Annotated in this window: 6 protein-coding genes and 1 pseudogene; 1 reads left to right on the top strand and 6 read right to left on the bottom strand. The window is 41.4% G+C overall.

Features of this window, described 5'->3' with window-relative positions; genetic code table 11:
• A pseudogene (locus RMZ43_RS02220) lies at positions 1-1923 on the bottom strand (non-ribosomal peptide synthetase); the annotation flags it as partial.
• Between the two features lie 2481 nt (positions 1924-4404).
• Here RMZ43_RS02220 and RMZ43_RS02215 point away from each other — a divergent pair.
• Positions 4405-4719 carry a hypothetical protein gene (locus RMZ43_RS02215; RefSeq protein WP_322645963.1) on the top strand — a complete coding sequence of 105 codons (315 nt, stop codon included), beginning with the start codon at positions 4405-4407 and terminating at the stop codon, positions 4717-4719.
• A gap of 83 nt (positions 4720-4802) precedes the next feature.
• Here the strand turns inward: RMZ43_RS02215 and RMZ43_RS02210 are convergent, their stop codons facing one another.
• The 5 genes from RMZ43_RS02210 to RMZ43_RS02190 all read right to left on the bottom strand — a co-directional run bounded on the left by RMZ43_RS02210 (position 4803) and on the right by RMZ43_RS02190 (position 13271).
• The gene (locus RMZ43_RS02210) at positions 4803-5186 is read right to left on the bottom strand and encodes a nuclear transport factor 2 family protein (protein WP_322645962.1); all 384 of its coding nucleotides are present in this window, start codon (positions 5184-5186) and stop codon (positions 4803-4805) included.
• A 405-nt stretch (positions 5187-5591) separates the two neighbouring features.
• Positions 5592-6227: a PEP-CTERM sorting domain-containing protein gene (locus RMZ43_RS02205; protein WP_322655567.1), complete on the bottom strand. Its 636-nt coding sequence runs from the start codon at positions 6225-6227 to the stop codon at positions 5592-5594.
• Positions 6228-6659: 432 nt separating this feature from the next.
• On the bottom strand, positions 6660-9575 hold the full coding sequence (locus RMZ43_RS02200; RefSeq protein ID WP_322655566.1) for an NHLP bacteriocin export ABC transporter permease/ATPase subunit: 2916 nt from the start codon (positions 9573-9575) through the stop codon (positions 6660-6662).
• A gap of 2 nt (positions 9576-9577) precedes the next feature.
• Positions 9578-11839: an NHLP family bacteriocin export ABC transporter peptidase/permease/ATPase subunit gene (locus RMZ43_RS02195; RefSeq protein ID WP_322655565.1), complete on the bottom strand. Its 2262-nt coding sequence runs from the start codon at positions 11837-11839 to the stop codon at positions 9578-9580.
• Positions 11826-13271, bottom strand: coding sequence for an NHLP bacteriocin system secretion protein (locus tag RMZ43_RS02190; protein WP_322655564.1), 1446 nt, complete (start codon positions 13269-13271; stop codon positions 11826-11828). Before RMZ43_RS02190 ends, RMZ43_RS02195 begins: the two co-directional genes overlap by 14 nt.
• Positions 13272-13643: the final 372 nt, after the last annotated feature.

Genomic DNA, 13643 nt, shown 5'->3' with positions numbered 1-13643 from the left:
TTAAACACCTTGTTGATGATTACGGCGGCGAGTTCTAGCGGCTTGTTGGCGTTGAGCACGATTTTGCAGCTTGTCAAAAGACGGTTGGCTATTCTGGCTTGAATGCAAATACTTTGCTAAAGAACCAATCGTTGAATACTGAAATAACTTAACAGCCGATAGCTCAATACCAAGTTCCTGTTGCACTCGCACAGCAACTTGTAGAATTGAGATTGAAGTTCCTCCCAAATCAAAGAAGTTATCATCAATCCCAACGCGATCAATTTTGAGTAATTCAGACAAAATACCTGCAAGCAGACGCTCTAAATCAGTTTGGGGAGAAATGTAGGCTTGTTCTAGTTGCGGACGTTCTCTACTTGGTGCTGGCAATTTATGTCTATCAACTTTGCCATTTGCAGTCAAAGGGAGTGATTCTAACATCACAAACGCTGATGGCACCATGTAATTAGGTAGTCGCCCTTGTAAGAAACTACGCAATTTATTATGCGTGTATCTACTGTTATAGTAAGGAACAATATAAGCTGTCAACTGTTTTTCACCTATTTCATCCTGACGAGCTAAAACAACAATTTCACGAACGTCAGGATGTTGTGCAATTTCACGTTCAATCTCCCCTAATTCAATTCGGAAACCGCGAATTTTTACCTGATTGTCAACCCGGCCTAAGAACTCGATATTGCCATCGGGAAGATAACGAGCTAAATCTCCGGTTTTGTAAAGGCGAGTTGCTAAATTGCTATCCAAGGAGTGAAAAATAAATTTTTCGGCAGTCAAGTCAGGACGGTTCAAATAGCCTCTAGATAATCCATCACCACCAATGTAAAGTTCGCCAATTTTTCCAAATGATACTGGTTGTAGGTTGTTATCTAATATATAAACTTGAGTATTCGCAATTGGACGACCAATAGGAATAGAAACATCTGGTTGCAGTGGCGCTGTTATAGGATGGCAACAGGTAAAAGTTGTATTCTCAGTTGGACCATAGCCATTAATCAGCTGACAGTTCTCTACTGTTTGGATAAATTTCTGCACATGGGGAACAGATAAAACATCGCCACCAGCTAAAAGTTGCCGCAAGGGTTTTAAAGCATCAATTTTCTCATCTACTATAAGGTGGAATAAACCGGCTGTCAGCCAAAGAGTAGTAACTTGATACTGTTGAATAATCTGTCCTAATTCTTCTAAGGATGGGGTATGAGGAGGGCAAATTATTAGCCGACCACCGTTAAGTAAGCAACCCCAAATTTCAAAAGTTGAAGCATCGAAGGAAAGAGGAGCGAGTTGAAGAATTATTTCTTCATCTGTGAGGTGAACATAATTAGTTTTTTTGACTAACCTAACTACACCACGATGGATAACGCTAACACCTTTGGGTGTACCTGTAGAACCTGAGGTATACATGACATAAGCCAAGTTATCAGCAGTGATGCTAGTGCTTAAGTTCTCATTTTTATTTTGGGCAATCTTATGCCAATCTGCATCTAGGCAAATTAAAAATGCTGTATGAGTAGGTAATTTCGTAACTAGTTCTTTTTGAGTTAATAGTACTGATACCTGAGTATCTGACAGCATGAAAGCTAAACGTTCTTGCGGGTATCCTGGATCTAATGGTACATAAGCTCCACCTGCTTTGAGAATAGCTAAAAGTGCTACAACCATTTCAAAGGATCGCTCTATGCAGATTCCTACAAGAGTTTCTGTTCCCACCCCTACTGTTTGGAGATATTGTGCTAGTTGATTAGCATGACTATTCAAATCTCTGTAGGTGAGATGCTGATTATTAAAGATTAGTGCTACAGCATCAGGTGTTTTATCTACTTGTGCTTCAAATAATTGATGAATACACGCTTGTCGAGGATAATCAGTTTGAGTATCATTCAACTCAAATAGTAGGTGATTTTTGGATTCTTTCAAAATAGGTAATATCAAGTTATTTCGTTTCAAGTTATTTTTTGATAATGAAGCTTGACACTGAGTTGCCAGCAATTAATTATTATTTTTCGTATTTATAAAAACAGATAAAGTTATTAAGATGGAAAAACCTGAAATTATCAATATATCCTGATACTCATAATGCATAACAATTACTACCCATAATCATAATAAAGTTACAGTGAAATTAAGGCTGAGATATTTTCGATAATTACTACGGTAGACTTTATAAGTAAAAACCCCAACTATCGTTTCTAGAGTGCATATACATATTGAAGGTATACCTAAAAAATTCAAATGTCCATAGTTAAATTTTATTAATCAAAATAAACATCTTAAGGAACTTAGATAAATCTTTAAATCACATATTTTTGGAAGTTTCACTAAAAAAATAATAATAAAGCTAATAGCATGTACGTAATTCACTCTGTACTACTTGACCATGCAGGCTCATTCCAAACCAAACCTACAATTTTTCTTAAATGAACCCTATTGATTTATAGTTTCGTTGTTAGCTTTAAATTTATATTAAAAAACTCATTTCACAAGAAACTAGGCTGTAATACTACAATGTTTGTATGAAAGGAGACTGACTTTAAGATTTGGTTTTCTCATTTTGACTTATTTTTTCAAAATTGTAGTTATTTTCAATACATCTTCATTGAAAATTAAAACTTTAAAGATGGTTTGCAATGGGAGTATTAACTGTACGTTCGCTAATTTTGAGATGGCAAGAGAAGTAAAGAGCTTGAGGGGAAAGGAATAGAACGATTTTTCTGACTTTTCTCGTTAAGTTTCTTTTGCAAGCTGCCAGCCTTCACAAAGGTCGTGCAATTTTAACTAGCCTCGCCACAGTACCTGAATACCAATAGAGGTTTTATGTCGATGTTCTAAGTAACTCCCTAAACGAGCGATCGCTCTCAAAGCGGGATGTAGACATCACCCAAAATATTGAATGTGTTGCAAGAATATCAATTGCCTATGAAGGTCTAATGTATAAGACGGTTGACAATAGCTTTGACCATAGAGCAAACCAATTCGCAATTCGCAATTAAAATACTAGGCAAAAATACTCTGGCTCAAATATTAATACTAATTGTTTTTTTAGAATTTAAATTAGGAACTTAAATTTTTGAATGAATTTTCAATACTTCGGCTTTGCTCAGTACGAGTTTCGTCCGTCATTACAAATTGCGAATTGCGAATTGCAAATTTTGGTGGTGGTTGTCGCTACTAAAGCTAGGCGTAGCTTTAGAGAAAATTTCTTTATACAACTCAAATGTCTTTTCAACCCCTCTATAACTGCTGCTTCACGAAAAATTTGATGTAGACATAAACCCTAAAAGCCTTGCTGCATATAAGTTTTTTAATTGCGTTAGTGTAGCGGGGCGTAGCCCATTGAGAATTGTGAATTGGTATGATTCGTCCTCATTTTGGGTTACAGAGAAAATATTGGCTATAGCGCAGTTAGTGAACTTTTGTAAATATCGCGTGTCGTCTGCGAAAAACTTATGAGATGGAAATGAAAACTCAATAGACACAGTATCTGCCAAATTATTGGACAGAATCATTTATGAACTTTTGTAAATAATTAGCTGGTTCTACATAAAATTTTTCCCTAATCTTAAGTCAAACTTTAACAAACCACTCACACAAAGACTCAGGAGAGCAATTGTATAACTGATAACAAAATATTAGTCAATCAGGAGAAAGAGACATGCTTAATAAAAGCATTAAACCAATTCGCAATGGGCTTCGCCCCGCTCCGCTAACGCAATTCGCAATGGGCTTCGCCCCGCTACGCTAACGCAATGGGCAACTCTTGGAGACGCTAAAAGCGAACGCCCCGCCACGCTAACGCAATTACGTTTTGTAACGGGGATTTTACCCGACACAAAACGTGCTGCCTGTAGAGGCAGGGGACTTAAACCCCCAAACTTTGTCAAAAAAAATGGCAGCTAATCAAACAGTCCAGTTTTCCTATAAAACAGCATTAATAGAAGGATTTGAAATATTGACTGACGAGCAATGTCAAGCAATATCTAAAGGTAGTGTATTAAATAAAGTGCAAAAGTAGGGTTCGTTAGATGAAAGTACGCCACTATTGTAAGTTAAATCAAAATTGCAGGTTATTAAATTTGTGTTTTTAATCCTAATGAGTCTAAATCTTGTTCTAAATAAAACATAAAAGCGTTCTGCTTCTTACCTCTTCAATAAAAGCAGAATCGCATTAAAGGTAATACAAAGTGTTCTTGCTTGAATTCCACGTTTTTCAACGTGGTTTTTTTTGCCTAATGAGGAAAGGTAGTTACACTATTTGACACGGGAGCATCCCTCTTTGGCAGATATTCGGGACAAAAAATATTACTATTGTGGCCGAGACTGGGAAGATGTCAAAGCTAAATTGCAATCGCTTAGTATCAGGCGGGATGATCTAATGGAGAATTAGTTCTTAAAAGAGGCGATCGCAAGATGACAATAATTCATCCCATTAGATACCGAATCATTGAGCGTAAAATCACATTTGAAAAGTCTTACTGGCATTTTCTTAGAGGTAAAACTTTTTACAACCCATTAAATTTGCCAGATGGCGATATTGAATTCATGTTTGGCACAACTAAAAAGAAAGTTGTTATTGAACTATTTCGGATCAATGGTGGAAAGCCAGGATACTACTTGGCTGACCTCCGCAAGAAAGAATATTATTACTGTGGAACCGATCCAGAAAATATTAAAGTACAATTGCGATCGCTTGGTATCGGGCGGGATGATCCAATGGAGAATTAGTTCTTAAAAGAGGCGAACAAGCGATTGGTACAGGTATGACGAAATACGTGCAAATAGAGATCATCGAAAAGCTCTGGCAGTCTTCAGTTGCCGATGTTTAACGTAACCACACTTCCTGCAATTACTTTCCAGTTTTTTTCAAATAGCTTCCAAACCCTGAGATAACGGAATTTGCCATCAATTTCTTGCCCTAAATAGTTTCCTTTGATCTCTACCGTAACGGCAACAACAATGTCGTCTCCGACCATGTTTAGCATTAGATCACTTGATTCAATTGTATGCAGGTTGATATTTCCCGAACGGTAATTTTCCAGATCCATCGCTTTGGTTGCCGTTTCCCCACTAGGCCCGTTAAAGAGAAGCTGATCGTGAAGCAGTTGATCCAAAAGTTCCACGTTATTGGTTTTCATCGCTGAGAGAAGATTTTTCTCGTTAGCGATGACCTGGGCTTTGGGGGTGGCATCCATACTGTTTGTTGTTTAATTTGACCCTAGATGAGTTCATAGTACAGGGTGTGAAGCCAACGAGCAAGGTGGCTAGACCATACCTGTTTTGAGTAAACTTGCTGCAACCATAAGCAAGTTTAATCAGGCGACGAAGTTATACAAGTTATAGCGTTTACGTTTAATCTGCTAACCTTGAATCGTTGCAGAAATGTAAGCGATCGCTATCAGTAAAACTAGAGAAATCAAGCGTTCACTTTCAACATTCTGGTTAGAAAACAAACCAGAAGTTGCTAAATAGTATTGGCAGGAATGATTTGAGAAAATTCTGGACTGTACGCCAGTTTATGCCCATATTTAGCTTTGATCAGTATTCGTTAAGGTTGCTTATGTGACTTATTGCCATCTTTTCTGCTTTCGCTGATAGTTTTAGGAAACTTTTTCGAGCTTATTATCAGTTAATTTGGATAGCTTTTTACGTTTCAATAATAAATGTGTGCTAAAAGTGCCGAGAGCAAGTAAGCTCACGATAGATGTGGGTTCAGGGACACTGATTATAGTTGCAGAAAACCTAATGGGTAATTCACTATCTTCTGTTCCCAAATTTTCAAAACCTGGTGTTAACGGTGGTGCAGAAAAAATCTCTAAATAACCCGGTGTCGGCAAGAAACTAGCAAAAAAAGGACTCACAAAGTTTCCTCCTGATGTAGAATAACCAAAACCATCACCCGTTAACTGTTGACTATTAAGACTAATTAAATTATCAACATTAAAAGGTTCGTTTCCTGAGATTGGAGTCCCTGCGGCTTGTAAACCAGTAATTGTTTCACCATTACGTGTACCAGTAATTCCAGAAATTAAGTAATAACCTAATTCGTTAGGGGTGTCATTCGTGATGAAAGTTCCGTTCGCTTCTATACCAGTACCAGAATAATTCCAGTTCCAATTTATTGCAGAGGCGGTTTGTATTGTTCCAAAAACTAAGCCAAACGTGGTAGTAAGGACTGTAGCAGATAGTAGAGCTAAATTTTTCCTAGAGGTCGTTAGTGCGATCGCTTTCAACATAACAAAGGTGATCCCGATTCTTGTAGAGAGTTCCCATGTATTATACGGAAACTGGTGAAGGTTAGTATTATTTAAGCAAAGAGAATTCAAGAAGCTTTGTACTTAGTTCAATACGGGTTTTCGGTATTCTGCCGACATGAGCTGCGATCGCTAAATGAATCTGCGTTGATAAATGCTTCAGAAAAAAAGTCAGTGGATGTGTAATGTTTATTTGTGTAACAGCTTATTGACGCTGCAAGTAAGAGTTTTTATCAGTATTTGTGCAACTCTTGGCAATGATATTTTAACAGGTAGTCAGGTAATGGCTTTCACAAATCTCAACTAACTAGTGGTCTATCGCATTAATTCTGCTGGGTTGTAGAGACGCAAAATTTCGCGTCTATATAGGGTTTTGGTAACAAACTAATCAATCAGAACTTATGAGACAGACCACTAGGCCATTTGCCGAGCCATTAATTGGGCAAATAAACCTTCAACAGCAGCAAGTTCCTCAAAAGTTCCTTGTTGTGCAACCCGCCCTGCCTGAAGTACATAAATGCGATCAGCATTACGGATAGTGCTAAGTCGGTGAGCGATCGCAATTCTGGTAACTTGTAACTTATCCAAGCTTTCGCTGACAATAGCCTGGGTTCTGTTATCGAGCGCACTAGTAGCTTCATCGAATAACAAAATACGGGGTTTTAATGCTAGAGCGCGAGCAATCAATAACCGTTGTCGTTGTCCTCCAGAGAGATTGCCACCTCCTTCACTAATCACAGTGTGCATAGACATGGGCATAGCTGCAACATCGTCAGCAAACCCAGACATACGAGCTGCCTCCCAAGCTTCATCAAGTGTAATCCCAGCGCCGCTAGCAATGTTGTCGAAAATGGAAGCCGACATCATCCGACCATTTTGCAGGACAACACCTAACTGTCGGCGCACTGCATCAACATCCAACCCAGATAAATCTTGGCCATCATAATAAATAGTGCCATCTTCAGGAGCTTCAAACCCCAATAGCAATCTAAATATAGTAGATTTACCGCTCCCAGAACCACCTACAAGTGCGATAAACTCCCCAGGCTCGGCATACAAACTCACATCATTTAGGATCAGAGGGCCATCTTGTCGGTAGCGGAATGTGACATGATCTACAGCGATTTTGCCCATGAGCTTACCAGGATCGGCTTTGCCCAGATCCACTTCTGGTATAGTTTCTAAAATTGGTTGAGCGCGTTTCCACTGAGGGACAACTTGCAAAGCGCCAGTAACTGTATTGCTTACGTCTGTGGCACCTTTAATAAAAGTACCAAACGCACTGTTAAAAGCTAAAAAAGTCCCAATTGTTAGTCCAGTCGCACCTGTCGTCTGAGCCTCCTGAAGCTGTTGGATAGTAAACCAAAACAGAACACCAGAAGTCACCGTGGGCATGACTGTATTAAAAAGGGCAACACCATCTTCAACGTTTTGGGTGCTGAGTTCGAGTTTTATTTGTCGGCTGTAGTTTTTACTCCAAGAGGCGAAACCGCGCTCTTGCGCCCCAGCCACACGCAGTTTAGAAATGCCATTGATTAGTTGTACTGTCTGTCCAAAGATATTTCCCTTGATTTCCAGCAGTGGGCGAACTTTGCGGACGAGGAGCATACCAGAGAGTGTAGTAACAGCTACAACAACTACTGCTACAGCCACAGCAACCAAAGCTAATTTCCAACTATAGTAAAACAAAAGTCCTAAGTTTAATAATGAAAACAGACCAGTGATCAGAGTAGTCAGGGTTGTGCCACTTAGTAGGCGACGGATTGTACTAATTGATGTCACACGAGACTGAAGATCCCCTGTAGTATACTGGCGGAAAAAGGATACTGGTAGGTTTAGCAGCCGATCCCACACAGCAGCTTGAGTAGAGGCATCGGAAATTGTTTCCACCCGCAACAGGGCAAATCCTTGAGCCAGCCGAAATACTGCCGTCCCAAAAGCTGCAACCAGCAACCCCAAACCAACTTGGAGTAATAATCCGCGATCGCTATCTGGAATGGCGTTGTCAATTAAAATGGCAGTGGCCTGGGGTGTGAGCATACCCAGCAGTGTCGTGGCAATCCCAGTTAAAAAAACGATTAGTATATCTCTGCCACGATTCTTAAGCGCGAACCGAAATAAATCGCTAGCGTTAAGAACTTTATCGGGCAAAGACCGATAAAACATATAAGCAACGGGCGCTAGTGTAGAAGCAATAAAGGCATCTACGGTCAGACGAGTGTCATCGCTTGGATCAAATATTTCGTAGCGAGTAGCAGAAACGGGCAGGAGTGCCACTGGTCGGTTATCCTCTTGGGTGTAGGCAACCAAAGGGCCACAGTCCTTTTGCCACCAGTTGTCCCGCAATAAAATCTGTCGCATCCTTAACCGCGAAGCTCTAACAATTGCTTCCAATGGCTCCTTCACCCGCTTCAGGTTCTCTGACTTAGCTGGGGGGCGAATTTTTACACCTAAAGACCTGCCCACAGCACCAGCAACAACTAACAACGGCGCGCCTTCCAGGAAAAAAGTTGCTTCTTGAGTTCCCAAGGAAGATGCTAGTTCGCCTAGAGCTTCTGCTGTCACTTGACGATTGAGACGTTCCCGATCAGTCAGGCGTTGTAGTTCTTCTTGGGTTTCCTGCTGTTCTAGGAAGTTGATATATTCCAGCAGTTGAGTATGAAACTGGGAAAGTCCCTCAAGCAGGATATCTGCATTGCGGATGGCGCTTGTGGTTTGAGTGGCAAGCTGAACTTCCCCTACAGCTTGTAACCAGATACCATCGCTAAGGGGGAAAATTCCCGATGTCGGATCTAGAGTTAGTTCCTCAAGCCCCATCCAGTGGACATTTCCTTGCTGAATTTGTACCCAAGCGATCGCCTGGGGTTCTGGCTGGAGAGTTTGACCATCAATCAAAGAAAATCGCGCTTCTCCCACTGCTCGGACTTGAATTGCTGGAGTGGCGATATGGGAAAGTGTAGTGTTGATTTGCTCTACCCAACCCTCCACCAAAGAAACTATTCTAGTATCCGCATCAACAACTAACTCTTCAAAGTATTCTCGGTCTACCTTCAGCAATTCTGTTTCTCCCATTGGCACTGCAAGAAGTTGGCGGTGCTGATGAATGCAGTCAAAAGCCGTTCCGAAAAGTGCTTCTTCGGGATGAAGAGTGAACAAATAACGGCGATTTCCTTGGGTGATGCCATTTTTAATAGTGACAGCAAACAACGCTACAGAGCCGGACTGCACCACCCAAATGGTCTGCGGGTCGTCTAGCAGTATTGGCTCATTGCCTTTTAGGCTGTATAGTTGCCCCTGTAAGTCTTTGCCTCTGATTTGGTTAATGACCATAATTAAGCTCCCTCTTCACTGCTAATTAACCGTGAGTACACCCCCTCTACTTGCCATAATTCTTCGTGAGTACCTCGTTGCACTACTTTTCCACGTTCAAGGACGATGATTTCATCACAATCACGAATCGTGCTTAATCGGTGTGCAACAATTAGGCAGGTACACCCACGTCGCCGCAGATTTTGGTCAATAATTTTTTCCGTCTCCGAATCTAGGGCGCTGGTAGCTTCATCCATAATCAGGATTGAGGGATTGTTCACCAAGGCGCGAGCTATTTCTAATCGCTGTCGTTGACCTCCACTTAAATTGGCGGCTCCTTCAATTAGTTCTGCATCAAATCCGCCAGACATGGAGAAAATTACATCATCAATGGCAGCATCTTTACTAGCCCGCACTAAATTTTTATCTGGTACTGTGGTGTCCCATAAAGTTAAATTATCCCTAACAGTTCCGCCAAACATCAAAATATCCTGCTCCACCAAAGCGACGGAGTTAGTTAATATCGATTGCGGAATCTGCTTTCTAGGTTGACCATCAAAGCAAATTTCTCCCTCCCAAGGTTCGTAGAGTCCGCTTACTAGTTTGGCAATAGTAGATTTGCCAGACCCGCTCCCGCCTACTAAAGCTACTCGCCCTCCAGGCTTAACCGAGAGACTAAAGTTTTCAATCAAAGGCGGATCTAAGCGGCTATAGCCAAATGTCACATTCTCTAGTTCGACATACCCCTGTAATCTAGGCAGAAAAGATGAGTCAGATAAAAAGATTTTTTCTCCCCCTGCTCCCTGCTCCCTGCTCCCCTGCTCCCCTACTCCCTCAATTGGGTTATCCAACACATCATCTAAGCGAATCAAATTGCCCTCCATTTCTTGGAGGGTACTGCCGAAATTGACGAGATTGTTAACAGGGAGCAAAAAGCTCTGCATCAGTCCTTGAAAGGCTATTAGCATTCCGATGCTGAGGTGTCCATCCATCACTCGTAAACCACCTACAACTAATAAAGCCATTGATGAGAGCGAAGACAAAAGTGTAGGTAATACTGAAAAAGTCTGGTTTGTCACCCCTAGTTCTTGCTGAGAATTGATCGCCTTGGTGTAGTACCCTGACCACCGCGAAAAGAAATCTGATTCTAACCCTGATGCTTTGAGAGTTTCTATACTTTGGAGAGCTGCGATGGATGCGCCAGCCGCTTTACCATACTCTTGAATTAATCGCTGATTAGCATCGACGCGCTGACGGGAGATCCATTGCAAGGTTAAAACATTTACAGCAGCAAAACTAGCTACAACCAAAGTCAGTACCCAGTCATATTGGAGCATGACTAAAGCGTAAAAAATTACCATTACCGCATCAATAACTGTGGTCGCCAATCGCCCTGAAAGCACATCAGCAACTTGGTCGTTGAGACTAGTGCGGTTACTAATCTCACCTGCAAACCGTTGGGCGTAAAAACCAACTGGTAAACGCAGGATATGCCAGAGAAAACGACTGGACATTCCCACAGACAGCTTGACTTTCAAGCGGCGCAGATAACGCAACCGCAGTAGTGTTAATACTCCTTGTAGGACTGCTGCGATCGCCATTGCCAATAACAATGGACGTAGCCAATGCTGCCGTCCTTGCACCAGGATTTCATCTACAAACACTTGACTAAATACTGGTACCGCCAGCCCGACAAGTGTTAACAAAAACCCTGCGACTAGACAGTAAATTAAAACACCAATAGCACCCTTTAGTCGTGACCACAGCGATAAAATCAGGCTAGGTTTACGTCCCCCTTTTTCAAAATCTGACCCTGGTTCTACAACCAACACTACTCCGGTATACCCCTCGTCAAATTCCTGTTGAGACACCTTTCGCGGCCCAGTGGCTGGGTCATTAAGATAGACCCAATTAGAACTAAATCCCTCTACTACCAAGAAGTGGTTGAAGTTCCAAAACACAATATAGGGAGGGCTAAGGTCTGGAAGTTGATCCAGTTCCTTCTTAAAGCCTTTTGCTTGGAGTCCATAGCTTCTGGCAGCTTTGAGGACGTTGGAAGCTTTACTGCCATCGCGGGAGACTCCACACTCTCGACGCAGTTCTGGCAAAGGCACAATCCGACCATAGTAACCCAAAATAATTCCCAAAGCTGCGGCACCACATTCTACTGCCTCCATTTGCAAAAGCGTGGGTGTCTTTACCCGCTTGCCTGGGTTTTTCAGCAGGTTTTGCAGGTACTGCAAAGGATTAATCGGTGCCACTAATGATGGATTAGTAGATACCACTGACAGACCTCAGAATAGGTAAAACAAATGTAATTGGCGATCGCTCTTCCACCTTGACTCGCACAGATGTAGTCGTTCCAGAAGAAATTTTTAAATGCGGCCCATCGGAAGAAGACCACTTATAACCGCTAAAAGTGGTAGAATCTGGCTGCAAGTCAGCAAATACTTGAATAACTGCCTCTTGCTTCTCACCCATCAAACCGGTTAGCACTTCAGGATTACCCACTACACTAGCGGCTGCTTCTCTGGTAATGGGAAATGATGAGACAGTGGTAATCTTACCGACAATACCGCCAAAGCGTTCCCGCTTTACGGTTTGGGGTGTAATTTGCAGCGTCATACCTGGTTGAATTTTTTTGCCTTCTCCAACCGGAAAATAGGTAATGCCAACCATTTTGCTAGATGGATTTTCTGCATCTATGCTTCCTAAACGGGTTCCAGCATTAATGACTTGCCCCGTTGTCACAGTGATTTCAAGAATACGTCCTGAGTGTTGAGAGATAATCTGGCTGTTATTACCTAATTGTTGTTCTAGTTTGGCAATCTCTCGCCTGACTTCTTGAATCTCATTTTTGCGGGTAGTTGCAGTTTGCAGGTCTTCTTGAGCGAGAGTCGCTGCTTTACTATTCTGTTCTTGCAACTGAGCTTGAATGTTTTTGATTTCGTTCAGATTTGAGAGATATTGCTGTTGTGCATCTGCTTCCTTAAGGTCTAGTTGCTTCAACTGAGATTGTGCTTCATCAATGCTTGCACGGGCATCGTCGTATTGTTGCCGTGCTTCTAAGACCACATCATCAGGAATTGCCCCTTCTTTCAATAGCTTCTGGCGGTTTTGTAGTCTTTTTTTATGAGTAGGAAGCAGCCCTTGGAGTGTTTGCAAGCGTCGCTGTAAGTTGAGGCGATCGCGCCCGATTGACACTAGCCCTTTCTCCCTCAACACGGGTGTCAAATCCTGCACAATCTTGAGTCTTTGCTCAAGAGTTAACCGTTGCTCTTGGATTGCTTTTGTATCAAGCTGCTGACGCTGCCCTTGTAACAAACTAGCGTTGCGATCCTGATCCTCCAGTTGGACTAGTTTAGCTCGCGCTAGTTGTAATTGCTTACGCAAATCAACTTGGTCAACTGTTGCTAATACATCTCCCTTTTTGACCACATCTCCAACATTGACATTTAGAGCCAGTAACTGCCCTGCACCTTTCGATTGCAACGGCAAAACGTTGCGTGGATAAATTAATACCCCTTGACCTTCTACTGTAATGGGAATCCGTCCATAGATACTCCAGATTACGGCAACTGTTACCAAAGAACCCAAAGCAGTTAGAGGCAGCCAGCTTTTAGGACTGACCACCTGCATTAATTGATCTAGTCTTTCAGGTGAAGATAAACGCTCCAATGACTCTTTTCGGAATAGGTTTTGTTTTTGTTCGACCATTTAGAATGCCTCGACAATCACTTCTGCTTGAACTGAGGACTGAAAAATTTGGTGGCAGGTTTAAATTCCTGATCAAAGGCTACCGTTGTTGCTGAAGTTAAGTTAAATGGCTGACATTAAAAAGCTGAGTACCCGTTCTATTTAAAAGTGTAAGTAGTAAAATCTCTGAAAACAATCTACTTTTTTTTGATAAAACTAGCATTTTTTTAGATATAGTTTCTTAATAACAACGGATAGATTGTTAGATATTTTTGTAAAAAAATATATTCAAAAATAAGATATATTTAAAGACACGTTCAGCAAATTAATGCGTAGCAGACAGAATCACTGCTTTAGAGTTAGGTGCTGATAACTATGGTGTGGAGTTTAGCT

The sequence above is a fragment of the Nostoc sp. CmiVER01 genome, assembly GCF_034531135.2.
Taxonomy (GTDB): domain Bacteria; phylum Cyanobacteriota; class Cyanobacteriia; order Cyanobacteriales; family Nostocaceae; genus Nostoc.
Note: the sequence above shows the minus strand (reverse complement) of the source record. Positions and strands in the feature narration are given on the sequence as shown.

Excerpts from the sequence above, each read along its gene's own strand:
- RMZ43_RS02205 (WP_322655567.1), bottom strand. The coding sequence starts at position 6,227 with ATGTTGAAAGCGATCGCACTAACGACCTCTAGGAAAAATTTAGCTCTA.
- RMZ43_RS02215 (WP_322645963.1), top strand. The coding sequence starts at position 4,405 with ATGACAATAATTCATCCCATTAGATACCGAATCATTGAGCGTAAAATC.
- RMZ43_RS02210 (WP_322645962.1), bottom strand. The coding sequence starts at position 5,186 with ATGGATGCCACCCCCAAAGCCCAGGTCATCGCTAACGAGAAAAATCTT.
- RMZ43_RS02190 (WP_322655564.1), bottom strand. The coding sequence starts at position 13,271 with ATGGTCGAACAAAAACAAAACCTATTCCGAAAAGAGTCATTGGAGCGT.
- RMZ43_RS02200 (WP_322655566.1), bottom strand. The coding sequence starts at position 9,575 with ATGGTCATTAACCAAATCAGAGGCAAAGACTTACAGGGGCAACTATAC.